Source organism: Pseudomonas sp. BRM28 (assembly GCF_002939405.1).
Lineage (GTDB): Bacteria > Pseudomonadota > Gammaproteobacteria > Pseudomonadales > Pseudomonadaceae > Aquipseudomonas > Aquipseudomonas palmensis.
In genome coordinates this window covers 3,749,771-3,774,488 of record NZ_PEFV01000001.1, presented here as the reverse complement: position 1 = coordinate 3,774,488, position 24,718 = coordinate 3,749,771, and the positions used below count along the sequence as shown (strand labels likewise).

The window sequence follows — 24,718 nt, the reverse complement described above, 5'->3', positions numbered from 1 at the left end:
GGCTACAGTAACAGCTTGTATCGGCAGGAAAAAGAGCAGCCCCGGAGATCGCCGGGGCCGCGGCCAGGCAGGCCTGGCCCGGGTCTCAGTGCGGCAGGTAGACGGTGAGGGTCTGGCCGGGCTTGAGGGCGTGGCCGCTGCGCGGATTCCAACGCTTGAGGTGCTGCATTTCAACGTTGAAACGCTTGGCCACCATGTACAGCGAATCGCCTTTGCGCACCTTGTACTGGGTAGGCTTCTTCTGGTTGCCGGCCGCGCTGGCAGGCTGCGCACCTTGCATCACCAGGGTCTGGCCGACCTTGAGGTTGTTGCCGCGCAGCTTGTTCCAGCGCTGCAGGTCCTTGACGCTGACCTTGTTGGCCCGGGCGATGCTGCCCAGGTTGTCGCCACGCTTGACCCGGTAGCGGCTGTTGCGCACCGGCGTCGAGGCTTCGGCCAGGGCTGCCTCGAATACCGCCTTTTTCGGCTGCAGGCTGAGCAGCTCTTCGGGCTTCATGTTCGACAGGCTGGTGGTCAGCAGTTGCGCCTTGGCGGTGGGTACCAGCAACTGCTGCGGGCCGTCCACGGTCATGCGTTTCTTGAAGGCCGGGTTGAGCTGGAACAGTTCGTCTTCGTCGATCTCGGCCAGTGCGGCGACCCGCGACAGGTCGAGCCGGTCCTTGATCGCCACGGCTTCGAAGTAGGGTTCGTTGGCAATCGGGTTGAGGTTCACGCCGTACGCCTGCGGTGTCAGTACCACCTGCGACAGGGCCAGCAGCTTTGGCACGTAGTCACGGGTTTCCTTGGGCAGCGGCAGGTTCCAGTAGTCGGTTGGCAGGCCGAGCTTCTCGTTGCGCTCGATGGCGCGGCTGACCGTGCCTTCACCGGCGTTGTAGGCCGCCAGGGCCAGCAGCCAGTCGCCGTTGAACATGTCGTGCAGGCGGGTCAGGTAGTCCAGCGCCGCGTTGGTCGAGGCGGTGATGTCGCGACGGCCATCGTAGAAGCGCGTCTGGCGCAGGTTGAAGTAGCGCCCGGTCGACGGGATGAACTGCCACAGGCCCACCGCGTGAGCGCGGGAATAGGCCATCGGGTTGTAGGCACTTTCGATTGCCGGCAGCAGGGCCAGCTCCAGCGGCATGTCGCGCTCTTCAAGACGCTCGACGATGTAGTGGATGTACAGGCTGCCGCGGTCGCCGGCGCCTTCCAGGAACGAAGGGTTGCTGGCGAACCACAGGCGCTGCTGCTCGATGCGCGGGTTCACCGCAATGCCGTCCTGCAACTGGAAGCCCTGGCGCATGCGTTCCCAGACGTCCTGGGCCACGGCTGGCTCGACCGGCTTCTTGTCATGCACGAAGATCGGTTTCTGCTTGATCCGCGCCTGGAAGTTGTGCGCGCGAACGCTATCGGATTCATCGACCTGGCGCGTGCTCTGGCAGCCCACGAGGGTGGCGGCCAGGGCCAGCGCACTGGCTTGGGCCAGGCGCGTCAGGGCAACGGAATTGAAGGTTCTGCGGCTAGGGGACGACATTGGCTGGGGGAAAGTTCCGGGCAAAAATGTCGGGCGATTCTAGAAAGGCACCCCCCATCGGTCAACCTTTGAGAATTTTCCGACCTTCACAGCGCCTGTTTAGAACGTGTCTTTCCAGGCCCGCAACCCTGCAAAAACAGCACTGGGCGTAGGGTTTATGCGGCCCACCCGTTCGTCTATTTTTTGTTTAACGGATGTTTCTGCTACCCGCAAAAACGGGTTGGTCAGCTTCTCCAGCGCGATGGTGGAGGGCAAAGTGATGCGATCTTGCGCGCGCAGTGCGGTAACGTCTTCGAAGCGTTGGATAACGTGCGGGTTCTGCGGCTCGACCGCACAGGCAAAGCGCAGGTTGCTCAGGGTGTATTCGTGGGCGCAATACACCTGGGTGGCCGCCGGCAGCGCTGCCAGGCGCTCCAGCGAGTGGTGCATCTGCTCCGGCGTGCCCTCGAACAGGCGCCCGCAGCCGGCGGCGAACAGCGTGTCGCCACAGAACAGCATCGGCAACTGCGGCTGGGCACAGTAATAGGCGATGTGCCCCAGGGTGTGGCCGGGTACGGCGAATACCTGGAACTCAAGCCCCAGTACCTCGAGGCGGTCATTGTCGTTCAGGGCCTGGTCGCGGGCGGGTATGCGTTCGTTGGCCGGGCCGCTGACGCGGGCGCCGGTGTGCGCCTTGAGCTGCTCAACGCCGCCCACATGATCGTGGTGGTGATGGGTGATCAGAATGTCGGTCAGTTGCCAGTCGGCATGCGCCTGCAGCCAGGCCAGCACGGGGGCGGCATCGCCCGGGTCGACCACCGCACAACGCTGGTTCACGGCATCTTGTAACAACCAGATGTAGTTATCACTGAAAGCGGGCAGGGCCTGTATCTGTATCATCGTGCGATTCGCCAAACGGTGGACATGGGTGCATCTTAGTAGCTATGTGCGTTGTCGAGAACCTTCCAAGGGAGACAGCAATGACCGATCAAGCCTTTGCCCAGGCCGACCCGCAGTGGCTCGAGCTGATCAGCCAGGCGCGCGAGTGGTTCGCCGGCCCGCTGGGCCAGCAGCTGCTCGCCGGGGAACAGCGCCTGCTCGAAGAGGAGCTGGGGCGCTTCTTCGGTGGCTACCTGGTGCATTACGGCCCTTGCGCCGAGGCACCGCCCAATGCCCCGCAGGTGCAACGCAACGTGCGCCTGGGGGCGCCGCTGCCGGGCGTCGAGATCGTGTGCGAAGAACAGGCCTGGCCCCTGAGCGAGCACGCCGCCGACGTGGTGGTGCTGCAGCACGGGCTGGACTTCAGCCTCTCGCCCCACGGCCTGCTGCGCGAGGCGGCCAGCAGCGTGCGCCCTGGCGGGCACCTGCTGATCGTCGGGATCAACCCCTGGAGCACCTGGGGCCTGCGCCGGGTGTTTGCCCATGATGCGTTGCGCAAGGCGCGCTGCATCTCGCCGTCGCGGGTGGGCGACTGGCTCAACCTGCTGGGCTTCGCGCTGGAGAAACGCCGCTTCGGGTGCTATCGTCCGCCGCTTGCCTCGCCGGCCTGGCAGGCACGGTTGTCTGGCTGGGAGCGTGCTGCCGGGCGCTGGCAGATATCCGGTGGCGGTGTGTACGTGCTGGTGGCGCGCAAGATGGTGGTGGGCCTGCGCCCGCTGCGCCAGGTGCGCCGCGAGCCGATGGGCAAGCTGCTGCCGTTGCCGATGGCCAAGGTCAACCGGCGCACGCCTCACCCCGAGGGCCGCACCTTCAATGATGAATAAAGGCTGTACATGAGCGAAAGCGTCGAAAGCGTCGAGATCTACACCGATGGTGCCTGCAAGGGCAATCCTGGCCTGGGCGGCTGGGGCGCGCTGCTGGTCTGCAAGGGCGTCGAAAAGGAGCTGTGGGGCGGCGAGCGCGAAACCACCAACAACCGCATGGAACTGATGGCCGCCATCAAGGGCCTCGAGGCGCTCAAGCGCCAGTGTGATGTGCTGCTGGTGACCGACTCGCAGTACGTGATGAAAGGCATCACCGAGTGGATGGTCAACTGGAAGAAGCGTGGCTGGAAGACCGCCGCCAAGGAGCCGGTCAAGAACGCCGACCTGTGGCAGCAGCTCGACGAACAGGTCAACCGCCACAACGTGAAATGGCAGTGGGTGCGCGGGCACGTCGGTCACGCCGGCAACGAGCGTGCCGACCAGCTGGCCAACCGCGGCGTCGACGATCTGCGCAAGCAACGCTGAACCCTCCCTTTAGCGAATTCGCCACATCCTGCCCCGGGTGAGGTAAAATTCGCCGCTTTCAATATTCAGGCAGTACGCGGCAGGAGATGACCGACGTGGAGATGCAGAACAACAGGTCGGTAGTGCTCGACACCGAAACCACCGGTATGCCGGTGGCCGATGGTCACCGCATCATCGAGATCGGCTGTATCGAGCTGGTCGGCCGGCGCATGACCGGACGCAATTTCCACGTGTACCTGCAGCCCGACCGCGAAAGCGACGAGGGCGCGATCGGGGTGCACGGCATCACCGACGAATTCCTGGTGGGCAAGCCGCGTTTCGCCGAAATCGCCGACGAGTTCTTCGAGTACATCAAGGGCGCGCGGCTGATCATCCACAACGCGGCGTTCGACGTTGGTTTCATCAACAACGAATTCGCCATGCTCGGCCAGCACGATCGCGCCGATATCGCACAGCACTGCGAGGTGCTCGACACCCTGCTGATGGCCCGCGAGCGTCACCCGGGCCAGCGCAACAGCCTCGATGCCTTGTGCAAACGCTATGGCGTAGACAACTCCGGCCGCGAACTGCACGGCGCGTTGCTCGACTCCGAGTTGCTGGCGGACGTGTTCCTGGCCATGACCGGCGGCCAGACCAGCCTGTCACTGGCCGGCAGCGACAGCGAGGGCGAAGGCCAGTCCAGCCAGGGCAGCGAGATCCGTCGGCTGGTGGGGCGTCAGCCGGGGCGCATCATCCCGGCCACCGAGGCAGAGCTGCAAGCGCACATGGCGCGCCTTGAAGCGGTGGCAAAATCCACCGGTGGCCCGGCCTTGTGGCAGCAACTGCTCGAGGCCCGCTGAAGCAAATCCCGCCGCGTACCTGGCGCCGACCTTCTACCCTGAAATGAACGGCCTCACGGCCTGTCGCTCAGAAGGTGCCGGCGCCCATGTACAAGGACCTCAAGTTTCCGATACTCATCGTGCACCGCGATATCAAGGCCGACAGTGTGGCCGGTGATCGCGTGCGCGGCATTGCCCAGGAACTGGCCCAGGACGGCTTTACCATTCTGCCGGCGGTGGACTACGCCGAGGGCCGCCTGGTAGCGGCCACCCACCACGGTCTGGCCTGCATGCTGATTGCGGCCGAAGGCGCGGGGGAAAACACCCACCTGCTGCAGAACATGGTCGAGCTGATCCGCCTGGCGCGGGTGCGCGCACCGCACTTGCCGATCTTCGCACTGGGCGAGCAGGTGACCCTGGAGAACGCGCCGGCCGACGCCATGAGCGAACTGAACCAGTTGCGCGGCATCCTTTACCTGTTCGAAGACACCGTGCCGTTTCTGGCCCGGCAAGTGGCGCGGGCGGCGCACAACTACCTGGACGGCCTGCTGCCGCCGTTCTTCAAGGCCCTGGTGCAGCACACCGCGCAATCGAACTACTCCTGGCACACGCCGGGCCATGGCGGTGGCGTGGCGTATCGCAAGAGCCCGGTGGGCCAGGCGTTTCACCAGTTCTTCGGCGAGAACACCCTGCGTTCGGACCTGTCGGTGTCGGTGCCGGAGCTGGGTTCGCTGCTCGACCATACCGGCCCCCTGGCGGCGGCCGAAGCGCGTGCGGCGCGCAACTTCGGCGCCGACCACACCTTCTTCGTGATCAACGGCACCTCCACCGCCAACAAGATCGTCTGGCACTCGATGGTCGGGCGTGACGACCTGGTGCTGGTGGATCGCAACTGTCACAAGTCGGTGCTGCACGCAATCATCATGACCGGCGCAATCCCCCTGTACCTGTGTCCGGAGCGCAACGAACTGGGCATCATCGGCCCCATCCCGCTGAGCGAGTTCAGCCGCGAGGCGATCCAGGCCAAGATCGAGGCCAACCCGCTGGCCGCAGGGCGCGAGCCGCGGGTGAAGATGGCGGTGGTGACCAACTCCACCTATGACGGGCTGTGCTACAACGCCGAGATGATCAAGCAGGTGCTGGGCAACAGTGTCGAGGTGCTGCATTTCGACGAGGCCTGGTACGCCTACGCGGCGTTTCACGAATTCTTTGCCGGGCGTTACGCCATGGGTACTTCGCGCAGTGCCGACAGCCCGTTGGTGTTCAGCACCCATTCCACCCACAAGCTGCTGGCCGCGTTCAGCCAGGCCTCGATGATCCACGTGCAGGACGGCGGTGCACGCCAGCTCGACCGTGATCGATTCAACGAGGCGTTCATGATGCATATCTCCACCTCGCCGCAGTACAGCATCCTGGCCTCGCTGGACGTGTCGTCGGCGATGATGGAAGGCCCGGCTGGGCGCTCGCTGCTGCAGGAAATGTTCGACGAGGCGCTGAGCTTTCGGCGTGCGCTGGCCAACCTGCGCGAGCACCTGGCCGACGACTGGTGGTTCAGTATCTGGCAACCGCCGCAGGTGGGTGGCATTCACCGCGTGGCGACCGAGGACTGGCTGCTGCAACCCCAGGCCGAATGGCACGGTTTTGGCGATGTGAGCGAAGACTACGTGCTGCTCGACCCGATCAAGGTCACGCTGGTGATGCCGGGGCTGGATGCGGGCGGCAGCCTGGGCGAGCATGGTATTCCTGCGGCAGTGGTCAGCAAGTTCCTGTGGGAGCGCGGGCTGGTGGTGGAGAAGACCGGCCTGTATTCGTTTCTGGTGCTGTTCTCGATGGGGATCACCAAGGGCAAGTGGAGCACCTTGCTCACCGAACTGCTGGAGTTCAAGCGCAACTACGACGCCAATACCGCGCTGCTGCAGAGCCTGCCGTGCGTGGCGCAACTGGACCCGTTGCGCTACCACGGCATGGGCCTGCGCGACCTGTGCGAGCAGTTGCACGAATGCTACCGCGCCAACGCCACGGCCAAGCAGCTCAAGCGCTTGTACACGCGTTTGCCCGAGGTGGTGATGAAGCCGGGGGATGCGTATGACAAGCTGGTGCGCGGCGAGGTCGAGGCGGTGCCGATCGAGCGCCTGATCGGGCGGGTGGCGGCGGTGATGCTGGTGCCGTACCCGCCCGGGATTCCGTTGATCATGCCCGGGGAGCGCTTTACCGAGTCGACGCGCTCGATCATCGACTACCTGGGCTTTGCACGGGCGTTCGACCGTGGGTTCCCCGGGTTTGTGGCCGATGTGCACGGGCTGCAGCATGAGGTGGGGGACGTGTATACGGTGGATTGCATCCGCGAATGAGGGATGGTTTGTGCTGGCCGCTTCGCCGGCCTTGCCGGCGAAGCCTTCACCGCAACTGTTGCGTACTCACCACGTGCCCGAAATGATGCCGCCACAGGCTCACCCCCAACTGCCCCGAGCGATCCAGCGACGACCCTACCGTGAGGTCGCTGATCAGGGTCGGCTGCAGCCCCGCATCAAACAGCGCGAACCCCGCCGCCAGCACGCAGGTGTCGGTCTGTATGCCGCACACCAGCACGCGCTCGGGGTTCAATTGCCTGAGGTAATCCAGCATCTCGGCCGTCGGGGCGTAGCCATGCTTGATGAAGATACGATCTGCCGCCACCAGGCTCTGGTCGTGCGCCGCCGGTTGCCAGCCCAGCTGACGTTGAAACGGGGTCACCGATTCATCATGGCGCTCCACGCTCGCCACCGACGGCATGCGGCCGATCAGTGATGCTATGCCGTCTACCAGCCATTGCGGCGGGTTGAACGAGGGTTGTACGTCGATAATCAGCAGTACCTGGCGCATGGAAGGCCCTATGGAAGTTCAAGGCCGGGCGATTGTAACCCCCGGCCTTGCACAGATGCTAAAATCCGCCGCTTGAAACCTGGAGATAGACGCGTGCGCAAAGTGGCGGTGGTAATGGCAGTGCTGGCCCTGGCCGGCTGTGACAACGATGCCGAACGGGTACACAAGCAGGTTGCCGAGCATCTGGATAACCCGAAGACGGCCAAGTTCGCCAACGTGCGATTCAACAAGCAGGGCGATATCTGCGGCCAGTTCCGTGGCAAGGACGCGGCCGGTGTGTTCCAGCCTTACCGCAGCTACGTGGCCATCAAGCAGGGCGACGACTACCAGATCATCATCGACGAAACCGGCGGCGACCTGCGCATCCGCGAAATCTGCGGTGGTGCCGACCTGCAGCGCCGCGCCGATGCGCTGGCCGACCAGCCCGCGCCCGAAGGCTGGGACGTCGAGATCATCCAGGGCCCGAACATGGGCGCCCTCAGCGACATGACCGCGCGCCTGATCGAAAAACAGATTCCATCCTCGGTGGTGTACCGCGACGGCAAGCCGGTGGTTCTGCTGGGCCCTTACCCGACCAAAGAGGAGGCCCTGGCCAGCAAGAACGATGTGATGGCGCGCCTGGGTACCGATTCGGTGGTCATCCAGCACGGCGCCGAGCGCTAGCCAGCACGCGGCGACGCCTCTTACACTCACGGCTTGTCTTCAAGGATGAGCCGTCATGAATGATTCGCCCTTCGCCATTACCCTTCAACGTTGTACCGAACAGCACGTCGAGGGGCTCACGGCCCTGTACAACCACCCACAGGTGGCGCGGCAGGTGCTGCAGATGCCGTATCAGAGCGCCGACCTGTGGCGCAAACGCATCGCCACCGACAACGAACGAATGGTGTTTCTGGTGGCCTTACATCAAGGCGAGGTGATCGGCAGCTGTACGCTCGAGCAGTTCATACGTGTACGTCGCGGCCACTGCGGCGGCATCGGCATGGGCGTCGCCCCGGCCTGGCAAGGGCAGGGGGTGGGCACACGGCTGTTGTCGGCGGTGCTCGAGGTGGCGGACAACTGGATGGGCCTGCAGCGCGTCGAACTCACTGTTTACGCCGATAACCAGCCGGCACTGGCGCTGTACCGGCGCCACGGCTTCGAGGTGGAAGGGCATTTGCGCGACTATGCTTTACGTGACGGTGTGTTCACCGATGCCTGCAGCATGGCGCGCCTGCGACGGCGCGAGGGTTAGAGGAGGGGGCTTATGTCCACACTGGAGCGAGCCATTGCGGTTGCCGCCAGGGCCCATGAAGGGCAGCAGGACAAGGGCGGCACTGCGTATATCCTGCACCCGTTGCGGGTGATGCTGAGGGTGCAGACCACCGAGCAGCGCATCGTCGCGGTGCTGCACGACGTGCTTGAAGATACCAGCATGAGCTTGTCGGACCTGGCCCGCGAAGGCTTCGCCCTGAAGATACTGGCGGCGGTGCAGGCGCTGAGCCGGCGCGATGACGAAAGCTACGAGGCCTTCGTCGCGCGGCTGGGCAGCGACCCGCTGGCACGGGTGGTAAAGCTTGCCGACCTTGCCGACAACAGCGACCTTTCGCGCATCGCCATGCCCGGCCCCGAAGACATCGCGCGCCTGCAGCGCTATCAACAGGCCAGCGCCTACCTGCAGGCGCTGGCCTGAACGCTGGCGCTTTCGATCACCCGTGCCAGGCGCTGCATCGCCGCATCGATGGCTTCGCCACTGAACCCACCCAGGCCGAGCACCAGCCCGGGCCTGCCGTGCGGCCCCGCATACATGGGGGATACCGCGCGCACCACCACCCCGGCCTCTGCGGCCTGGTCCGCTACCTGCCTGTCGTCGATACCGGCTGCCAGCCACAGCACCAGGTGCATGCCCTGGTCGGTCGGTTGCAGCCAGGCCAGCTCAGGCTCCAGCCAGCGCGCCACCGCTTCGTTCACCTGGCGGTGGATGGTGGCGTACACACCGCGGATGCGGCGGATGTGCCGGTCCAGATGGCCTTCGTTGATGAAGGCCGCCAGTACCTGCTGGTCGGCGTTGGCCGGATGACGGTCCATCAGCACGCGGGCACCGCAGAAGGCGTCCACCAGGTCCGGCGGCACGATCGCATAGCCCAGGCGCAGTGACGGGAACAGGATCTTGCTGAAGGTGCCCAGGTAGATCACCCGTTCAGGGTCCAGCCCCTGCAACGAGGGGAAGGGGTGCCCTGCATAGCGCAACTCGCCGTCGTAGTCGTCCTCGATCACCCATGCATTGTGGGTTCTGGCCCAGCTCAGCAGTGCCTCGCGCCGGGTCATGCTCATCGGCATGCCCAGCGGGTACTGGTGCGAAGAGGTGACGAAGGCGGCGCGGGCGTGGGGGCAGGTAGCGACGGCGTGTTCCACGTCCATGCCCTCGGCGTCCACCGGTACGCGCACCATCTGCCCGCTGTGCCCGGCGCTTTCGAGAATGGCGGTGATACCGCGGTAGGCCGGGTCTTCGACCCAGGCGAAATCGCCGATGTCCAGCAGCACCTGGCAGGCCAGGTACAGGCCCTGCTGGGTGCCGGAGGTGATGATCACCTGGCTGGCCTCGCAGCGTACCGAGCGGGATTTGCGCACATAGTCCACCACCGCCTCGCGCAGCTCGATTTCCCCCAGCGGGTCGCCATAGCCGGCAGGGGCGCCCGGGCCGCGGGCGCGCACCCGGTTGCCAAGGCGCCGCCAGATATCATCCGGCGCGGCCTTGCCCAGCGGTACCGAGACGGCGAACGGTACCTGGGGTACCTCGCCGAAGCGGCGGGCAAGTTGTGCAAAGCGTTCGATGCGTGCCGAGCTGGCGGCGGGCCGCGCCACACCTGTCGTGTGCGCGGCAGGTGGCTCTTCAAGGCTGTGCGCGACCCGCGTGCCGGCACGGCCGCGGGACTCCAGAAACCCCTCGGCCGTCAGTTGCTCGAACGCCTCGATGGCCGTGCCCCGCGCGATCATCAGCGATCTGGCCAGCATGCGGGTCGAGGGCAGCGCCTCGCCGGGCTTGAGGTCGCCGCGCCGGATCGCCGCACGCAGCGCCTGGGCCAGTTGGCGCCCCAGTTGGCCGCTGCTGCGGTCCAGCGTGCCCAGCGAAGGAATATCCACCACGTTGGCTTTGCGCGCCATGTTTTCTGGTCCAGTCATTTTGTTCGATAGTGGATCTATACCATGGGCCAGTTGCGCCACACAATTTGCCATCGCCCTGTGCCGGATGGATGCAAACCATGTACGTACCGCAGTCTTTCAACGAGTCGCGCCCCGAGGTGCTGCATCAACTGATCATGCAGAACCCGCTGGGTGTATTGGTCAGCCACGGCGAGGGTGGGCTGGATGCCAACCATCTGCCGTTCCACTTCAAGCCGCAGGAGGGCACGCAGGGGGTGCTGCATGCTCACGTATCGCGGGCCAACCCGCTGTGGCGTGAACTCAAGGATGGCGATGAAGTGCTGGTGATCTTTCGCGGCGCCGATGCCTACATCTCGCCCAACTGGTACCCCAGCAAGCACGAGACCCACAAACAGGTGCCCACCTGGAACTATCAGGTGGTGCACGCCCATGGCCGCGTCACCTTGCACGATGACGAGCACTACGTGCGTGGCCTGGTGGCGCTGCTCACGCGAACCCACGAAGCATCCCAGCCCGTGCCGTGGAAGATGTCCGACGCGCCGAAGGACTACATCCGCGACATGCTCAAGGCCATCGTCGGGCTCGAGATCGAGATCACCCGTCTGGTCGGCAAGTTCAAGCTGGGCCAGAACAAGGAGGCGCGGGATATCCAGGGCGCCGCCCAGGGGTTGAAGGCGTCGGGCAAACCAGCAGTGGGCGAAGCCATGTTGAGCGCCACCGGTCACCCCCTGCACGGGCCGGCCTTGCCGGCGAAGTCGCCCGAATGACCGCCGTCTGATCCCACTTGAAAATCGACTTTTCCTACAGAGTCGGCCAGAATCGGCGGCTCGGCTGCGTTATGGCTTTTTGACTGCATCGGTCGAGAGTGGGTGCTTTTGCACCGGCCCGACTTTCCAGCGCAGACGACAGGACATGACCCAGGACGAGTGGTTGAAGGCCAATGCGGCGCGGTTCGGCAGTGACTACGAACGACTGTTCGCCAGCAACGTGCTCAGCCTCGTGGCGGGCATCCGTTACGAGTCGCTGAGTGCGCAATATCCCTTCAAGGACAATGACGGCAAGCAACGCTACTGCGACCTTGTCATCAATGAAGAGGGAGACGTGCGCATCGCCATCGAAATCGATGGCTATGACAAAAGCGGTACGGGCACCGGCATGTCGCACCCCGAGTTCATCGACTGGCAGCGGCGGCAGTCTGCACTCACTTCCCAGGGCTGGCGGGTGCTGCGCTTTGCCAACCGCGACGTCAGGGATCATCCGCAGCGTTGTGCTCGGGATATCAGCGTACTGCTCGATGCCGAGCGAAAAAAAGCCCACGACCTGCTGTCGAGCACGCGCCAGAGCGCCAGCGTGCAGCAGTTGGCGCAGGCGCAGGGCAGCCGGATCAAAGGGCTCAACAAGGAGGTTTCGGTCATGAAGTACACGATCATGTCATTCACTGCGCTGATCGGGGTTCTGATCGTGGTGTTTGCGTTCAAGGGCACCGAGTCGGTTGCAGGCTCGGCCGTGGTCAGCCAGGCAGTGGCGGCGCCGGCGTCACCCGCCACCTTGCAGGGCGCCACCTGCGACAACCCGCTGGACTGGCGTCAGGCCGCCGACCATATCGGGCAGAGCGCTGCGGTGCTGGGCCCGATCATGAAGGTGACCTACAAACCGTCGTCCAGGGGCCAGCCGACCTGGATCGATCTGGGTGCCAGCTTCCCCAGCAAGCGACGGTTGGGGCTGGTGGTATGGGGCGAGCATCGCCCGGCGTTCGCCTCGTTGCTGGCGCAGCCGTTGGAGGGGCGCACGGTGTGCGTGATAGGGCGTATCGAGCAGTACAAGGGCGTGCCGCGTCTGGAGTTGCAGGGCGCCAGTCAGTTCCAGCTGGTCAAGTGATCTTCAGGTGCAGCCTTGGCGTCAAGGCTGCACCGTTATCCCCTCAGCCGGCCTTCTGGCAGTTGCCGGCGATGCTGTAGCCCTCTGCCTGGGCGGCAGATTCGCTGCTGAACTCGACCCGATTCTTTTCGGCAATGCTGTTGTACGACGGGCAGTCCGGGCGGTGGTAGCGCTTCTTGGCCCGGTTGCCGCGCACTTGCCCGGTGGCGTCGGCCACAGTTGCAGCCTTGGTTTTGGCGGGTGCGGCGGGTCTTGCCGGTGAAGCGGCGGTCGTGGCCGTGCCCTTGCCTTGCCCCAGCTCTGCACGCAGGAAGATCGGCGCGTGATCGGAGATGTTCGCCCGGCCTTGCTGGTGAGTCATGCCCAGGTGTTTCGGGTAGTCGTACACGCCCACGCTGTTGACCTTCAGCGGCGAGGAATGGCTGACGAAGATATTGTCGTAAAGGTTGGCGAATTTGCCGTCGGTTGTGGACAGCGTGCTGGCGCCTGCGACCACCAGTGGTCTGGCGGCGGCATTGAGCGACTTCCAGGCAGGCGAAGTGGGCGGCATGTTGAAGTCGCCCATCAGCAGGATGTGATTGTTGCCGGGGTAGACTTCCTTCAGCCAGGTCCAGTAGCTCGACAGCGCATCGATTTCCGCGACCCGGTCAGACGGCTTTTTCCCGTACACGATATGCACCGTGGCCACCACGAAATAGGCATTGTCGGTGAGTGACTTGAAGCGCGCGGAGTAGGGCTCGCGCTCGAAGATCTTCTTGCGGTCCAGGTAGGACACCGCACCGTCTTCATAGGCGACCTTGCTGTCCTTCCACACGAAACCATACATTTCCTTGTACGAAGACCTGCCTACCGCATCGGAGGCCATGTGGCTCCAGGGCTCGCCGCTCTGGCGGCTGAGTTCCCTGGCCAGCTTGTCCAGGGCCGCTTCGCTCATCAGCTCCTGCACAGCCAGAAAATCCACATTTTTGGCGACCTTGGCAATGGCCTTGAAGTCCTTGTTGGGGCGGTCGCTCAGGTGTTCCAGGTTCCAGGTGCCGATACGCGTTTCAGCAAACACCTGGCCACACAACAACATCAGCAGCATCACTGCAGCTGCAAGATTCTTGAACATCATTACTTCCAGATTCTACGGATAACACCATCGCCCAGAAGGGCGACAAGTCGGAGCAGGGTGGGCGGGCAGCGCCTGGCGACGGCTTCAGTCTTCCTTGGGCACAACCCAGAATATCTGCACGCCGCCGTCATCCCGGTAGGCCAGGGTGACGTTGTCGTTTTCGGCGATTTCCTCGAGCAGGGTCTCCCAGTCGGCAGGCGACTCGTGCTCGAGGCGAAAGATCAGCGCCGCGCGGGACTTCTGCGCGGTTGGCGAGTTGATGATTTTCTGAATGCGGATGCCCAGTTGCTCGTAGCTGCTGACGGGCTTGGCGGCAGAGGAGGTGGCCACAGGTACAGGTTCCTTGTTTTTGCTGTATGCGCATACAGTATTTTACTGTAAGGCTTTTCGCAACTGCGTGTCGCTCAAAGAACCCATGTGACCACACGGCGCAGGCTTTGCTGCACCGTGGGCAAAATAAAAGTGGCGAGGTTACAAGAGGTTAGGCCGCCCCGCTGTAGGAAGGGCGGCCTGCCGGGCTACTGCACTCAGTATTCCCAGAAGATGCGCTGCAGCTCTTTGCTGTCCTGGGTCTTGGTCAGGGCGACCATGGCCAGGATGCGCGCCTTTTGCGGGTTCAGGTCGTGCGCCACTACCCAGTCGTTCTTGTCGTCAGGCTGCTCGGCGTTGCGCAGCACGAACCCGCCCTGGTTGACGTGGGACGAACGGATGATCTGCACGCCGTTCTTGCGCAGTTCCTGCAGGGCCGGCACTACGCGCGAAGACACCGAACCGTTGCCGGTACCGGCATGGATGATGGCCTTGGCGCCATTTTGCGCCAGGGCCTTGTAGGCGGTGTCGCTGACGTTGCCGTAGCTGTAGGCGATGTCCACGGCAGGCAGGCTGCTGATGGTCTTGATGTCGAATTCCGAATCCATCGTGTGGCGCTTGGCCGGCAGGCGGAACCAGTACGACTTGCCTTCCACGACCATGCCCATCGGGCCCCAGGCGCTCTTGAACGCTTCGGTCTTGATGTTGATCGACTTGCTCACGTCGCGACCGGACTGGATCTCGTCGTTCATGGTCACCAGCACGCCCTTACCGCGCGATTGCTTGTCGCTGGCCACGGCCACGGCGTTGTACAGGTTGAGCATGCCGTCAGCCGACATTGCGGTACCGGGGCGCATGGAGCCCACGACCACGATCGGCTTGTCGGTCTTTTCCACCAGGTTGAGGAAGTAGGCGGTCTCTTCGAGGGTGTCGGTACCGTGGGTGATCACGATGCCGTCAACGTCCTTGCTGTCGGCCAGCTCGGCAACGCGCTTGCCCAGTTGCAGCAGGTTTTCGTTGGTGATGCTTTCGGAGGCGATCTGCATCACCTGCTCGCCGCGTACGTTGGCCAGGTTGGCCAGCTCCGGAACACCGGCAATCAGCTTGTCGACGCCCACCTTGGCGGCTTGATAGGTAGCGCTGTTGGCGGCGCTGGCACCAGCACCGGCAATGGTGCCGCCGGTGGCGAGGATAACCACGTTGGCGAGTTTCTGTTGGGTTTCGGCTTCCTTGGCGTAGGCGCCAGCAGGGAAGAACATGAACAGGGCCAGGGCGGCCGGAGCGAAGGAGTGAAGCGCAGCTTTCATCGTTATTGTTCCTTATGAGTGAAATTGCTGTGTTGCCCACACAAGTTCAGCAGAAAGCGTACCAGTTGCCCAATTAACTGAGCGTTGACGTCAATTCATTGATTTATAAGAAATTTATTTGGGCTTATGCCCCGTGCTGCCCGGCACTGCTTTCGGAAACCCGAATTATTGCGGTGCCAGATGTTCGGTTTTCCGAAGATTTTAAGGATAATTCCCGGCACTATTGGGGCCATGAAGGGCGGTCGGCAGATTTGACAAAACCCGGTAGCGTTTCCATAATTGTTAACCGCAAACGTTTGCGACCCGACAAAAATCATAAGATTCGGAGTGAACCCATGACGCTGCCCTTCGCTGGACGCCTGCTGGCCGTTGCCATGCTGGCCACCCTCGCCACCGCCGTACCCTTCAGCCACGCCCATGCCGACACCGCCAAGCCCAAGGTGGCCCTGGTGATGAAGTCGCTGGCCAACGAGTTCTTCCTCACCATGGAAGACGGCGCCAAGGCCTACCAGAGAGACCACGCAGGCGAGTTCGACCTGGTATCCAATGGCATAAAGGACGAGTCCGATACCAGCAACCAGATCCGCATCGTCGAGCAGATGATCGTCTCCGGCGTCAACGCGCTGGTGATTGCCCCGGCCGATTCCAAGGCCCTGGTGCCAGTGGTCAAGAAGGCCATGGACGCGGGGATCACCGTGGTCAACATCGACAACCGCCTCGACCCGGATGTACTCAAGAGCAAGAACCTCAGCGTGCCCTTCGTGGGCCCCGACAACCGCAAGGGCGCGCGCCTGGTGGGCGAGTACCTGGCCACGCGCCTGAGCGTGGGCGATCAGGTCGGCATCATCGAGGGCGTGCCGACCACCACCAACGCCCAGCAGCGTACTGCCGGTTTCAAGGACGCCATGGAGGCAGCCAAGATCAAGATCGTCTCGGTGCAATCGGGCAACTGGGAGATCGACAAGGGCAATGCCGTGGCCTCGGCCATGCTCAACGAATACCCCGACCTCAAGGCGCTGCTGGCCGGCAACGACAGCATGGCGCTCGGCGCGGTGTCGGCGGTGCGCGCGGCAGGCAAGGTCGGCGCGGTGCAGGTGGTGGGCTACGACAACATCAAGGCGATCCAGCCGATGCTGCGCGACGGTCGCGTGCTGGCCACGGCCGATCAATACGCCGCCAAACAGGCGGTGTTCGGTATCGAGGCGGCCCTGAAGATGCTGCGCGGCGAGAAGCCGGACGTGGATGCCGACAACGTCATCCAGACCCCGGTCGAGCTGGTCAAGCAGCCCTAGCCCGCTGACGGTGCCTGCCGTGGTGCGGGCGCCAGGAGAACACCTTATGTCGGCGACTGCGGATGTCGTGTTGTCGGTCAGTGCAATCGGCAAGACCTACGCCCAGCCCGTGCTGGGCGATATCGAACTGTCCCTGCTGCGCGGCGAAGTGCTGGCCCTGACTGGCGAGAACGGTGCGGGCAAGAGCACCCTGTCGAAGATCATCGGCGGGCTCGAAACCCCCACCACCGGGCAGATGTTCTACCAGGGCCAGGTGTATCAGCCCGCCAGCCGCACCGCGGCCGAGCGCCTGGGCGTGCGCATGGTGATGCAGGAGCTCAACCTGCTGCCCACCCTGAGCGTGGCCGAGAACCTGTTTCTGCACAACCTGCCCAGCCGCGCCGGCTGGGTCAATCGCACGCGCCTGCGCCAACTGGCGACCGCGGCAATGGCGCAGGTGGGGCTCGAAGCGATCGACCCCGATACGCTGGTCGGCGAGCTGGGCATCGGCCATCAGCAGATGGTGGAGATCGCCCGCAACCTGATCGGCGACTGCCATGTGCTGATTCTCGACGAGCCCACCGCGATGCTCACCGCACGCGAGGTGGAGCTGCTGTTCCGCCAGATCGAGCGCCTGCAGCAACGGGGTGTGTCGATCATCTACATTTCCCACCGCCTCGAAGAGCTCAAGCGCATCGCCCAGCGCATTGCCGTGCTGCGCGACGGCAAGCTGGTGTGCGTGGAACCGATGCAGCGCTACAGCAGCGAGCAACTGGTCAACCTGATGGTGGGGCGCGAGCTGGGCGAGCATATCGACCTGGGGCGCCGCACGATCGGCGAGCCGGTACTGCGTGTCAGCGGCCTGGGCCGGGGCGACAAGGTGCAGGACGTCTCGTTCGAGGTGCGCAGCGGCGAAATCTTCGGCATCTCCGGGCTTATCGGTGCCGGGCGTACCGAGCTGCTGCGCCTGATCTTCGGTGCCGACACGGCCGACAGTGGCAGCATCGAGCTGGGCAGCCCGCTGCGCCCGGTGCGTATCGACTCGCCCATGGCTGCAGTGCGCCACGGCGTGGCCCTGATTACCGAAGACCGCAAGGGCGAAGGCCTGCTGTTGTCGCAGTCGGTCAGCGCCAACCTGGCGTTGGGCAACATGCCGGCGATCTCACGCGCGGGCCTGGTGGACGTTGCTGCCGAGCGTGCCCTGGCCGAGCGCCAGATCCAGGCCATGCGCATCCGCAGCGCCGGGCCCGCACAAACGGTGGGGGAGCTGTCGGGTGGCAACCAGCAGAAGGTGGTGATCGGCCGCTGGCTGGAGCGCGACTGCGCCGTGCTGCTGTTCGACGAGCCCACGCGCGGTATCGATGTGGGCGCCAAGTTCGACATCTATGGGCTGCTCGCCGAGCTGACCCGCCAGGGCAAGGCGCTGGTGGTGGTGTCCAGCGACCTGCGCGAACTGATGCTGATCTGCGATCGCATCGGTGTGCTTTCGGCAGGGCGCCTGATTGAAACCTTCGAGCGTGAGCACTGGAGCCAGGACCAGCTACTGGCCGCCGCCTTTGCCGGCTATCAGAAACGTGACGCGCTGCTGCAAGACGCAGTGCCCAGGAACCCCGCATGAACACCTCCCCGATAGACACACCGCCTGGCCCACCGGCCCGGCGCAGCGGTACCTACCTCGGCCTGGGGACCTACCTGGGCCTGGCCGGTGCGCTGCTGGCGATGGTGGTGCTGTTCTCGTTGCTGAGCAGCCACTTTCTATCGTACGGCACCTTCAGCACCCTGGCCAACCAGATCCCCGACCTGATGGTGCTGGCGGTGGGCATGACCTTCGTGCTGATCATCGGCGGCATCGACCTGTCGGTGGGCTCGGTACTGGCCCTGGCCGCGTCGGCGGTCAGCGTGGCGATTCTGGGCTGGGGCTGGAGCGTGCTGCCGGCGGCACTGCTCGGCATGGGGTGCGCGGCACTGGCCGGGACCCTTACCGGCTCGATCACCGTGGCCTGGCGCATCCCTTCGTTCATCGTCTCGCTGGGTGTGCTGGAAATGGCGCGTGGCGTGGCCTACCAGCTCACCGACTCGCGCACCGCGTACATCGGTGATGCCTTTGCCTGGCTGTCGGAGCCGGTGGCCTTCGGCATTTCGCCGGCCTTCATCATCGCCTTGCTGGTGATCGTGGTGGCGCAACTGGTACTGACCCGCACCGTGTTCGGCCGTTACCTGATCGGCATCGGCACCAACGAAGAGGCCGTGCGCCTGGCCGGCATCGATCCGCGCCCGTACAAGATTCTGGTGTTCTCGCTGATGGGCCTGCTGGCCGGCCTGGCGGCGCTGTTCCAGATCTCGCGGCTGGAGGCCGCCGACCCCAATGCCGGCTCCGGGTTGGAGCTGCAGGTGATTGCCGCCGTGGTGATCGGCGGCACCAGCCTGATGGGCGGTCGCGGTTCGGTCATCAGCACCTTCTTCGGTGTGCTGATCATTTCGGTGCTGGCCGCAGGGCTGGCGCAGATCGGCGCCAGCGAGCCGACCAAACGCATCATCACCGGGGCGGTCATCGTGATCGCCGTGGTTCTCGACACTTACCGCAGCCGGCGCGCGCGCCGGCGGACCTGAACAATGGCAACCATCAAAGATGTAGCGGCGCTGGCGGGTATTTCCTATACCACCGTTTCCCACGTGCTGAACAAGACCCGCCCGGTGAGCGAACCGGTGCGGCGCAAGGTAGAAGCGGCGATTGCCGAGCTGGACTACGTGCCCAGTGCGGTGGCGCGCTCGCTCAAGGCGCGCTGCACGGCCACCATCGGCCTGCTGGTGCCCAACAGCGTCAACCCGTATTTCGCCGAACTGGCGCGGGGCATCGAGGATGGCTGCGAGCGCAATGGCTACTGCGTGATCCTGTGCAACTCCGACGACGACCCGCGCAAGCAGCGCAGCTACCTGCGCGTGCTGCTGGAGAAACGCATCGACGGTCTGATCGTGGCCTCGGTGGGCGAGGAGGCCGACCTGCTCGACAGCCTGGCCAGCGTGCGCACGCCCATGGTGATCGTCGACCGCGCGCTGGCGGGCGTCGACGCCGACCTGGTGCGCATCGACCACGAGCAGGGGGCCTACCTGGCCACCCGACACCTGCTGGAGCTGGGGCACCAGGACATCGCCTGCATCAACGGCCCGGCACACACCAGCGTGGCCAAGATGCGCCTGGCCGGCTTTCACCGGGCACTGGCCCAGGCCGGGGTGCCCCTGCGCGAGGGCCGCGTGGTGGACAGCGACTTCACCAGCCTGGGCGGCTATGGCGCCGCAGCGCAACTGCTGGGCCACGACCGCCCGACCGCGATCTTCGCGGCCAACGACATGATCGGCATGGGCGTGCTGCGTGCCGCGGCCGAGCGCAACATCTGCGTGCCGAGCGAACTGTCGGTGATCGGTTTCGACGATATCCAGATGAGCCAGTACGTCTACCCTGCGCTGACCACGGTAGGGCAGTCGATCCGCGAGCTGGGCGAGATGGCGTCCGAGCTGTTGCTGCGGCGTATCGGTGAGCCGCAGCGCAGTGGGGTAGAGCAGCGCATCGTCGCACCGAGCATCGTGCTGCGCGAGTCCACCGGGCCGCGTCCCGACCTCTTCAATGATTACCGCTAGGACCGACATGCCATGCAAGCGAATGTAGTGGTGGTAGGCAGCCTGAACATGGACCTGGTGACCCGCGCCGAGCGCCTGCCGCAGGCGGGGGAAACCCTGGCCGGCGAGTGGTTCGGCACCGTGCCGGGCGGCAAGGGCGCCAACCAGGCGGTAGCAGCTGCGCGGTTGGGGGCAGCGGTGGCAATGATCGGCTGTGTGGGGGAGGACGCCTACGGTGCGCAGTTGCGTCAGGCGCTGCTCGACGAGGGCATCGATTGCCAGGGCGTGGACACGGCGGCGGGTGTTTCCAGTGGTGTGGCACTGATCGTGGTGGATGCCAGCAGCCAGAACGCCATCGTCATCGTGGCCGGTGGCAACGGGCACTTGCTGCCGGCATCGGTACAGCGCCTGGACCGCCTGCTGCAGGCTGCCGATGTGATCATCTGCCAGCTCGAAGTACCGCAGGCCACCGTGGCACACACCCTGGCCCGTGGCCGGGCGCTGGGCAAGACCGTGATCCTCAACCCGGCACCGGCCACCGGGCCGCTGCCGGCTGACTGGTTTGCCAACATCGACTACCTGATCCCCAACGAGAGCGAGGCCAGCGCCCTGACCGGGCTGCCGGTGGCTTCGCTGCAGGAGGCGCAGGCAGCCGCCAGCCGACTGCTGGCGCTGGGGGTGGGCAAGGTGATCGTCACCCTGGGCGCGCAAGGCGCTCTGTTCGCCGATGGCCAGGGTTTTGCGCATTTTCCGGCGACGCGGGTGCAGCCACTGGACACCACGGCGGCCGGGGATACCTTCGTCGGTGGCTTTGCCGCTGCGTTGGCCGCTGGCAGGTCGGAGCGCGAGGCCATTGCCTTTGGCCAGCAGGCCGCCGCCATTTCGGTCACCCGCGCCGGTGCCCAGCCCTCCATTCCGTATCTGAGTGAACTGCAGGGGAGCACGCCATGAAGAAGACTCCGTTGCTCAATATCGCCCTGTCGCGCCTGATCGCGTCGCTGGGGCATGGCGATGTGGTGCTGATCGGCGACGCCGGCCTGCCCGTGCCTGCCGGTGTCGAGCTGATCGACCTTGCACTGACGCCCGGCATACCGGATTTCATCAGTACCTTGCAAACGGTGCTGGCCGAAATGCAGGTCGAAAGCCACGTGCTGGCCGACGAGACCCTGCAACACAGGCCGCCGGCCCTGGCAGGCATCGAGCTGCTGCATGCCCGCGGCGAGCTGGGCGCGCGCCATTTGATGAGCCATGCGGCGTTCAAGCAGCTCGGTGCGCAGGCCAGGGCCATCGTGCGCACCGGCGAATGCCAGCCCTATACCAACATCGCGCTGGTGGCGGGCGTGACCTTTTGACTGTTGTCCCCTGAGCACAAGGAGTGCCCAATGCCTGAACGTGTCCAAAAAGCCAAACGTTTGCTACGAGGTTTAGTGCTTATGTCTGCCCTGTCGAGTACTGCCGTGCTGGCCGCGCCCCGCGACCTGATCATCGATACCGACCCCGGCGCGGATGACGTGGTGGCGTTGTTGTTCGCCCTGGCGTCGCCAGAGGAACTGAAGGTGCGCGCCATTACCACCGTGGCCGGTAATGTGCGACTCGACAAGACCTCGCGCAACGCACGGCTGGCCCGGGAGTGGGCGGGGCGCGAAGAGGTGCCGGTGTACGCCGGCGCGCCCACGCCGCTGGTGCGCACGCCGATCTATGCCGAGAACATCCATGGCGAGGAGGGCTTGCCTGGCGTGGCGGTGCACGAGCCGAAAAAGGGCCTGGCCCAGGGCAGCGCGGTGCAGTACCTGATCGACACCCTCGGTGGCGCTGAACCCAACAGCATCACCCTTGCCATGCTCGGCCCGCAGACCAACCTGGCACTGGCGCTGATTCAGGCCCCGCAGATCGTCAAGGGCATCAAGGAAGTGGTGGTGATGGGCGGTGCCCACTTCAATGGCGGCAATATCACCCCGGTGGCCGAGTTCAACCTGTACGCCGACCCACAGGCGGCAGAGGTCGTGTTGCGCAGCGGGGTCAAGCTCACCTACCTGCCGCTGGATGTGACCCACAAGGTACTCACCAGCGAGGCGCGCCTGAAGCAGATTCGCGGGTTGAACAACCACGCCAGCAAGCTGGTGGGCGATATTCTGGATGCTTACGTCAAGGGGGACATGGCGCACTACGGCCTGCCGGGTGGGCCGGTGCACGATGCCAGCGTGATTGCCTACCTGCTCAAGCCCGAGCTGTTCAGTGGCCGGCAGATTCACATGAGCGTGGATAGCCGCGAAGGCCCGACCTTTGGTCAGACCATTGCGGACTGGTACGGCACGCTCGAGCTACCGGCCAATGTGATGTGGATCGAGAGCGGCGATGCCCAGGGCTTTTTCGATTTGCTCAGCGAGCGTCTTGCTCGATTGCAGTAATGGGTGTGGGCTGGTGTTCGGTCGCGGGCCAGTGGCGTTCGAACACCTGGTCGACGAAGGTGCGGGCAGCTTCGTGGCCGAGGTCTTGAAGCAGCAGGTCGGCGGCGATGATGAACAGCTCTTCGGTGGTGCCGGGGCTGTAGGAACGATGGCCGTCAGGCCATGTGACCTTGATGTTGGTGTCCAGGGTGGGGCTATTCATGGGGGTCTCGATCGAAAATACGCGTGCTGTTTGGTGCAGATGCCGGGCCCTGGCGTCTACAGCGGGGGCATGATTGCGCTCCGCCAACTGGTACAAGTTAAACATGTTGCAACAGGGCCGGCACTGCTACTTATGCATAAGCAGCGGGGCTAGGCAAACTAAATGGTGGTTGGGTTCGCCTATTCGTGACGTCTGTACCGATTCTTCGTTGGCACTTGGGTCGGCGCGGTAGCCGTGGAGCTGGCTTGCCAGCGAAGAGGGCGTACAGAGTCCGCCTGATGTACCCTGCACCCCACAGCCACCGCGCACGCCCGAGGACACCCCGTGCAGATCGACTTGAACACCCCCGAGCAGCTCACCCCCCAGCAGGTGCGCCAGCTGCTGGCCGAAGGCAACGACCGAATCCACAACCAGTTGCGCGTCACCCGCGGCGGCATTGCCTACCTGTCGCAGATTACCGGCGGGCGCGAGCTCGATGGCCTGCTGTTTCGCCTCGAGACCTGGGCCGCCGGCTCGGGCTGCGTGGGCCCTGTTGCCGCCGACGACGAACGCTGGGTCATGCAGGTGTACAACGTGCTGGCCAGCAACTGGCCCAAGCCCGCCAGCGACTACATCGATATCTACTGAACCGCTGCGCTCAGGCAAAATCCCGTCACGATTGAGGTTTCCCTGACGAGCACGTCTCAGGCAGACTGGGACGTTTTTGCAACCAAAAGTGCTTAAAACTGTCGTATCAGACAGCATTCCAGTATTTGAAAGGAGGATTCATGTTCCGCACGCGTGCAACATTGGCGAGCCTGTTGGCAGCCGTGGTTCTGGCAGGTTGCAGTACCGATGGCTCATCGTCCAAGGCGCCAGAGGTAGCGGCAGCACCGAACCTCGATGGTCGCTGCGATGCCAGCAACGCCGCATTCACCGTCGGCAAGCCGGCAACCCCCGAGCTGCTGGAGCAGGCGCGCAAGGCGAGCGGGGCGCAGATCGCCCGCGTGCTCAAGCCGACCGACATGATCACCCTGGAGTACCGTTCCGAGCGCTTGAACCTCAACGCCGACGACAAGGGCGTGGTCACCCGGGTCAACTGCGGCTGATTCCGCCCCGGGCCTGCCGTTGCATAAACGGCAGGCACAAAAAAACCCGTCCAAGGACGGGTTTTTTTAATTCGTCAGAACTTACTCTGGACGAACTTGTGCAGCCTGCATGCCCTTCTGGCCTTTTTCGGCAACGAAGGAGACGGTCTGGCCTTCTTTCAGGCTCTTGAAGCCGTCAGACTCGATGGCCTTGAAGTGTACGAACAGGTCGTCGCCGCCACCTTGTGGAGTGATGAAGCCGAAGCCTTTTTCATCGTTGAACCATTTGACGGTGCCGGTTTGGCGATTGGACATGGGTGTATCTCCAGGAAACATGATGTTTTTCAGTAGTGCGGTGTCGCCGAGGCCAACAAGGTGCACAGAGGCATCATAGTCTAATTTTGCGCTTGTGGTGACTTTTACGTGTGCCGAATGCTGATCTGGCGCAAATTAACTGAGTTTTGTATGGCCTGCGCCCTTATTTCTGGGGCTTGCAGGCCTTCGTAACCAGCTGGGTTGCCTTGTCTATGAGCTTCTGGTCTACGCCGTCAGTGCTGTTGAGCTCTTTGATCTCTGCGTCCGAAAAGTTTTTTTCGATCACATTCACGCTGCAGCTGCAGTGCTTTTCGGCGGATTGTTTCGTCATGCCCGGCTGGGCAGAGGCGGTGGCCACGCAGGACGTCAGGTAGCCTGGTGGAACAGTGCCTGCGTTGGCGCCAAGCGGCAGCAGCAGGGCACCAGTGGCCGCCAAGGCCAGAAGAGAATGAAGTCGCATACCGGTCACTCCTTTATTAGGTCGGGTGTATCTAGAGTAGGTCGCTTCCTAATCTCTGAGCGGAAAAAAACCGCTCAAGTTCACCGCATCGGTCTAATTTCAGAATATTTCTGCATATCCCCGGCCCATGGCCCTACGCGCCGAAAGCTTTGTGCTAGCATGCCTGGCTCAGGATTTGGCCGATTCGTCTTGCCGCTCAAATCTTTCTATATATATGTATCCAGTCACTCTGGT

The 24,718-nt window shown here is 64.0% G+C and carries 28 protein-coding genes; 18 read left to right on the top strand and 10 right to left on the bottom strand.

Features of this window, described 5'->3' with window-relative positions:
- Window positions 1-85 precede the first annotated feature (85 nt).
- Window positions 86-1,507, bottom strand: coding sequence for a LysM peptidoglycan-binding domain-containing protein (locus tag CR917_RS17830; protein WP_043859725.1), 1,422 nt, complete (start codon window positions 1,505-1,507; stop codon window positions 86-88).
- Window positions 1,508-1,606: 99 nt separating this feature from the next.
- Window positions 1,607-2,386 (bottom strand): hydroxyacylglutathione hydrolase, encoded by a 780-nt coding sequence (gene gloB / locus CR917_RS17825; protein ID WP_043859726.1) that lies wholly within the window; start codon window positions 2,384-2,386, stop codon window positions 1,607-1,609.
- Between the two features lie 80 nt (window positions 2,387-2,466).
- Here gloB and CR917_RS17820 point away from each other — a divergent pair, with 80 nt between their 5' ends.
- The 4 genes from CR917_RS17820 to CR917_RS17805 all read left to right on the top strand — a co-directional run bounded on the left by CR917_RS17820 (window position 2,467) and on the right by CR917_RS17805 (window position 6,883).
- Window positions 2,467-3,249 (top strand): class I SAM-dependent methyltransferase, encoded by a 783-nt coding sequence (locus tag CR917_RS17820; RefSeq protein WP_043859727.1) that lies wholly within the window; start codon window positions 2,467-2,469, stop codon window positions 3,247-3,249.
- A 9-nt stretch (window positions 3,250-3,258) separates the two neighbouring features.
- Complete coding sequence (gene rnhA, locus CR917_RS17815) at window positions 3,259-3,714, top strand: ribonuclease HI (protein ID WP_043859728.1); 456 nt, start codon at window positions 3,259-3,261, stop codon at window positions 3,712-3,714.
- An 86-nt stretch (window positions 3,715-3,800) separates the two neighbouring features.
- Complete coding sequence (gene dnaQ, locus CR917_RS17810) at window positions 3,801-4,553, top strand: DNA polymerase III subunit epsilon (protein ID WP_229589435.1); 753 nt, start codon at window positions 3,801-3,803, stop codon at window positions 4,551-4,553.
- Between the two features lie 86 nt (window positions 4,554-4,639).
- Window positions 4,640-6,883: an Orn/Lys/Arg decarboxylase N-terminal domain-containing protein gene (locus CR917_RS17805; protein ID WP_104572741.1), complete on the top strand. Its 2,244-nt coding sequence runs from the start codon at window positions 4,640-4,642 to the stop codon at window positions 6,881-6,883.
- Between the two features lie 46 nt (window positions 6,884-6,929).
- Here the strand turns inward: CR917_RS17805 and CR917_RS17800 are convergent, their stop codons facing one another.
- Window positions 6,930-7,394 carry a cysteine hydrolase family protein gene (locus tag CR917_RS17800; RefSeq protein ID WP_043859730.1) on the bottom strand — a complete coding sequence of 155 codons (465 nt, stop codon included), beginning with the start codon at window positions 7,392-7,394 and terminating at the stop codon, window positions 6,930-6,932.
- A 93-nt stretch (window positions 7,395-7,487) separates the two neighbouring features.
- Between CR917_RS17800 and CR917_RS17795 the strand changes: the two genes are divergently transcribed.
- From CR917_RS17795 to CR917_RS17785, 3 genes are read left to right on the top strand one after another with little or no spacing between them, the layout of a single operon-like run.
- Complete coding sequence (locus CR917_RS17795; protein ID WP_054915273.1) at window positions 7,488-8,057, top strand: SPOR domain-containing protein; 570 nt, start codon at window positions 7,488-7,490, stop codon at window positions 8,055-8,057.
- Between the two features lie 55 nt (window positions 8,058-8,112).
- A complete protein-coding gene (locus CR917_RS17790; protein WP_104572740.1) occupies window positions 8,113-8,628 on the top strand; it encodes a GNAT family N-acetyltransferase in 516 nt (171 codons plus the stop codon).
- A 12-nt stretch (window positions 8,629-8,640) separates the two neighbouring features.
- Window positions 8,641-9,066: an HD domain-containing protein gene (locus tag CR917_RS17785; RefSeq protein ID WP_043860821.1), complete on the top strand. Its 426-nt coding sequence runs from the start codon at window positions 8,641-8,643 to the stop codon at window positions 9,064-9,066.
- On the opposite strand, the gene CR917_RS17780 is transcribed toward CR917_RS17785, so the two are convergent.
- Window positions 9,045-10,538, bottom strand: a complete 1,494-nt coding sequence (locus CR917_RS17780) for a PLP-dependent aminotransferase family protein (protein WP_043860820.1) — start codon at window positions 10,536-10,538, stop codon at window positions 9,045-9,047. The two genes, CR917_RS17785 and CR917_RS17780, sit on opposite strands and share 22 nt — an antisense overlap.
- A gap of 98 nt (window positions 10,539-10,636) precedes the next feature.
- Between CR917_RS17780 and CR917_RS17775 the strand changes: the two genes are divergently transcribed.
- Together CR917_RS17775 and CR917_RS17770 are read left to right on the top strand one after the other, a co-directional pair.
- Window positions 10,637-11,305 carry an FMN-binding negative transcriptional regulator gene (locus CR917_RS17775; RefSeq protein WP_078479642.1) on the top strand — a complete coding sequence of 223 codons (669 nt, stop codon included), beginning with the start codon at window positions 10,637-10,639 and terminating at the stop codon, window positions 11,303-11,305.
- A gap of 145 nt (window positions 11,306-11,450) precedes the next feature.
- Window positions 11,451-12,416, top strand: coding sequence for a DUF559 domain-containing protein (locus tag CR917_RS17770; RefSeq protein WP_078479643.1), 966 nt, complete (start codon window positions 11,451-11,453; stop codon window positions 12,414-12,416).
- Between the two features lie 43 nt (window positions 12,417-12,459).
- Here the strand turns inward: CR917_RS17770 and CR917_RS17765 are convergent, their stop codons facing one another.
- From CR917_RS17765 to CR917_RS17755, 3 genes are all read right to left on the bottom strand, one after another.
- Window positions 12,460-13,527 carry an endonuclease/exonuclease/phosphatase family protein gene (locus CR917_RS17765; protein ID WP_054915269.1) on the bottom strand — a complete coding sequence of 356 codons (1,068 nt, stop codon included), beginning with the start codon at window positions 13,525-13,527 and terminating at the stop codon, window positions 12,460-12,462.
- 87 nt (window positions 13,528-13,614) lie between these two features.
- Complete coding sequence (locus CR917_RS17760) at window positions 13,615-13,860, bottom strand: DUF1654 domain-containing protein (RefSeq protein ID WP_043860816.1); 246 nt, start codon at window positions 13,858-13,860, stop codon at window positions 13,615-13,617.
- Window positions 13,861-14,057: 197 nt separating this feature from the next.
- A complete protein-coding gene (locus CR917_RS17755; RefSeq protein ID WP_043860815.1) occupies window positions 14,058-15,146 on the bottom strand; it encodes an asparaginase in 1,089 nt (362 codons plus the stop codon).
- A 335-nt stretch (window positions 15,147-15,481) separates the two neighbouring features.
- Here CR917_RS17755 and CR917_RS17750 point away from each other — a divergent pair, with 335 nt between their 5' ends.
- From CR917_RS17750 to CR917_RS17720, 7 genes are read left to right on the top strand one after another with little or no spacing between them, the layout of a single operon-like run.
- Window positions 15,482-16,438, top strand: coding sequence for a sugar ABC transporter substrate-binding protein (locus CR917_RS17750; RefSeq protein ID WP_043860814.1), 957 nt, complete (start codon window positions 15,482-15,484; stop codon window positions 16,436-16,438).
- 46 nt (window positions 16,439-16,484) lie between these two features.
- Window positions 16,485-18,035: a sugar ABC transporter ATP-binding protein gene (locus tag CR917_RS17745; protein WP_104572739.1), complete on the top strand. Its 1,551-nt coding sequence runs from the start codon at window positions 16,485-16,487 to the stop codon at window positions 18,033-18,035.
- Window positions 18,032-19,027 carry an ABC transporter permease gene (locus CR917_RS17740; RefSeq protein WP_054915267.1) on the top strand — a complete coding sequence of 332 codons (996 nt, stop codon included), beginning with the start codon at window positions 18,032-18,034 and terminating at the stop codon, window positions 19,025-19,027. Before CR917_RS17745 ends, CR917_RS17740 begins: the two co-directional genes overlap by 4 nt.
- A gap of 3 nt (window positions 19,028-19,030) precedes the next feature.
- The gene (locus CR917_RS17735; protein WP_043860811.1) at window positions 19,031-20,053 is read left to right on the top strand and encodes a LacI family DNA-binding transcriptional regulator; all 1,023 of its coding nucleotides are present in this window, start codon (window positions 19,031-19,033) and stop codon (window positions 20,051-20,053) included.
- 12 nt (window positions 20,054-20,065) lie between these two features.
- Window positions 20,066-20,983, top strand: a complete 918-nt coding sequence (gene rbsK, locus CR917_RS17730) for a ribokinase (protein ID WP_054915266.1) — start codon at window positions 20,066-20,068, stop codon at window positions 20,981-20,983.
- The gene (rbsD, locus tag CR917_RS17725) at window positions 20,980-21,384 is read left to right on the top strand and encodes a D-ribose pyranase (protein WP_104572738.1); all 405 of its coding nucleotides are present in this window, start codon (window positions 20,980-20,982) and stop codon (window positions 21,382-21,384) included. Before rbsK ends, rbsD begins: the two co-directional genes overlap by 4 nt.
- Window positions 21,385-21,414: 30 nt before the next feature.
- Complete coding sequence (locus tag CR917_RS17720) at window positions 21,415-22,440, top strand: nucleoside hydrolase (RefSeq protein WP_054915265.1); 1,026 nt, start codon at window positions 21,415-21,417, stop codon at window positions 22,438-22,440.
- Here the strand turns inward: CR917_RS17720 and CR917_RS17715 are convergent.
- Window positions 22,412-22,642: a hypothetical protein gene (locus CR917_RS17715; RefSeq protein WP_043860807.1), complete on the bottom strand. Its 231-nt coding sequence runs from the start codon at window positions 22,640-22,642 to the stop codon at window positions 22,412-22,414. The two genes, CR917_RS17720 and CR917_RS17715, sit on opposite strands and share 29 nt — an antisense overlap.
- Before the next feature lie 324 nt (window positions 22,643-22,966).
- Here CR917_RS17715 and CR917_RS17710 point away from each other — a divergent pair, with 324 nt between their 5' ends.
- Together CR917_RS17710 and CR917_RS17705 are read left to right on the top strand one after the other, a co-directional pair.
- Window positions 22,967-23,269, top strand: coding sequence for a hypothetical protein (locus CR917_RS17710; protein WP_054915264.1), 303 nt, complete (start codon window positions 22,967-22,969; stop codon window positions 23,267-23,269).
- 140 nt (window positions 23,270-23,409) lie between these two features.
- Window positions 23,410-23,730 (top strand): I78 family peptidase inhibitor, encoded by a 321-nt coding sequence (locus CR917_RS17705; RefSeq protein ID WP_043860805.1) that lies wholly within the window; start codon window positions 23,410-23,412, stop codon window positions 23,728-23,730.
- A gap of 81 nt (window positions 23,731-23,811) precedes the next feature.
- Here the strand turns inward: CR917_RS17705 and CR917_RS17700 are convergent, their stop codons facing one another.
- A complete protein-coding gene (locus CR917_RS17700) occupies window positions 23,812-24,024 on the bottom strand; it encodes a cold-shock protein (RefSeq protein WP_003179963.1) in 213 nt (70 codons plus the stop codon).
- 163 nt (window positions 24,025-24,187) lie between these two features.
- The gene (locus CR917_RS17695) at window positions 24,188-24,484 is read right to left on the bottom strand and encodes a hypothetical protein (protein ID WP_043860804.1); all 297 of its coding nucleotides are present in this window, start codon (window positions 24,482-24,484) and stop codon (window positions 24,188-24,190) included.
- Window positions 24,485-24,718 lie beyond the last annotated feature (234 nt).

Excerpts from the sequence above, each read along its gene's own strand:
- CR917_RS17830 (WP_043859725.1), bottom strand. The coding sequence starts at position 1,507 with ATGTCGTCCCCTAGCCGCAGAACCTTCAATTCCGTTGCCCTGACGCGC.
- gloB (WP_043859726.1), bottom strand. The coding sequence starts at position 2,386 with ATGATACAGATACAGGCCCTGCCCGCTTTCAGTGATAACTACATCTGG.
- CR917_RS17820 (WP_043859727.1), top strand. The coding sequence starts at position 2,467 with ATGACCGATCAAGCCTTTGCCCAGGCCGACCCGCAGTGGCTCGAGCTG.
- rnhA (WP_043859728.1), top strand. The coding sequence starts at position 3,259 with ATGAGCGAAAGCGTCGAAAGCGTCGAGATCTACACCGATGGTGCCTGC.
- dnaQ (WP_229589435.1), top strand. The coding sequence starts at position 3,801 with ATGACCGACGTGGAGATGCAGAACAACAGGTCGGTAGTGCTCGACACC.
- CR917_RS17805 (WP_104572741.1), top strand. The coding sequence starts at position 4,640 with ATGTACAAGGACCTCAAGTTTCCGATACTCATCGTGCACCGCGATATC.
- CR917_RS17800 (WP_043859730.1), bottom strand. The coding sequence starts at position 7,394 with ATGCGCCAGGTACTGCTGATTATCGACGTACAACCCTCGTTCAACCCG.
- CR917_RS17790 (WP_104572740.1), top strand. The coding sequence starts at position 8,113 with ATGAATGATTCGCCCTTCGCCATTACCCTTCAACGTTGTACCGAACAG.
- CR917_RS17785 (WP_043860821.1), top strand. The coding sequence starts at position 8,641 with ATGTCCACACTGGAGCGAGCCATTGCGGTTGCCGCCAGGGCCCATGAA.
- CR917_RS17780 (WP_043860820.1), bottom strand. The coding sequence starts at position 10,538 with ATGGCGCGCAAAGCCAACGTGGTGGATATTCCTTCGCTGGGCACGCTG.
- CR917_RS17775 (WP_078479642.1), top strand. The coding sequence starts at position 10,637 with ATGTACGTACCGCAGTCTTTCAACGAGTCGCGCCCCGAGGTGCTGCAT.
- CR917_RS17770 (WP_078479643.1), top strand. The coding sequence starts at position 11,451 with ATGACCCAGGACGAGTGGTTGAAGGCCAATGCGGCGCGGTTCGGCAGT.
- CR917_RS17765 (WP_054915269.1), bottom strand. The coding sequence starts at position 13,527 with ATGTTCAAGAATCTTGCAGCTGCAGTGATGCTGCTGATGTTGTTGTGT.
- CR917_RS17755 (WP_043860815.1), bottom strand. The coding sequence starts at position 15,146 with ATGAAAGCTGCGCTTCACTCCTTCGCTCCGGCCGCCCTGGCCCTGTTC.
- CR917_RS17750 (WP_043860814.1), top strand. The coding sequence starts at position 15,482 with ATGACGCTGCCCTTCGCTGGACGCCTGCTGGCCGTTGCCATGCTGGCC.
- CR917_RS17745 (WP_104572739.1), top strand. The coding sequence starts at position 16,485 with ATGTCGGCGACTGCGGATGTCGTGTTGTCGGTCAGTGCAATCGGCAAG.
- CR917_RS17740 (WP_054915267.1), top strand. The coding sequence starts at position 18,032 with ATGAACACCTCCCCGATAGACACACCGCCTGGCCCACCGGCCCGGCGC.
- CR917_RS17735 (WP_043860811.1), top strand. The coding sequence starts at position 19,031 with ATGGCAACCATCAAAGATGTAGCGGCGCTGGCGGGTATTTCCTATACC.
- rbsK (WP_054915266.1), top strand. The coding sequence starts at position 20,066 with ATGCAAGCGAATGTAGTGGTGGTAGGCAGCCTGAACATGGACCTGGTG.
- rbsD (WP_104572738.1), top strand. The coding sequence starts at position 20,980 with ATGAAGAAGACTCCGTTGCTCAATATCGCCCTGTCGCGCCTGATCGCG.
- CR917_RS17720 (WP_054915265.1), top strand. The coding sequence starts at position 21,415 with ATGCCTGAACGTGTCCAAAAAGCCAAACGTTTGCTACGAGGTTTAGTG.
- CR917_RS17715 (WP_043860807.1), bottom strand. The coding sequence starts at position 22,642 with ATGAATAGCCCCACCCTGGACACCAACATCAAGGTCACATGGCCTGAC.
- CR917_RS17705 (WP_043860805.1), top strand. The coding sequence starts at position 23,410 with ATGTTCCGCACGCGTGCAACATTGGCGAGCCTGTTGGCAGCCGTGGTT.
- CR917_RS17700 (WP_003179963.1), bottom strand. The coding sequence starts at position 24,024 with ATGTCCAATCGCCAAACCGGCACCGTCAAATGGTTCAACGATGAAAAA.
- CR917_RS17695 (WP_043860804.1), bottom strand. The coding sequence starts at position 24,484 with ATGCGACTTCATTCTCTTCTGGCCTTGGCGGCCACTGGTGCCCTGCTG.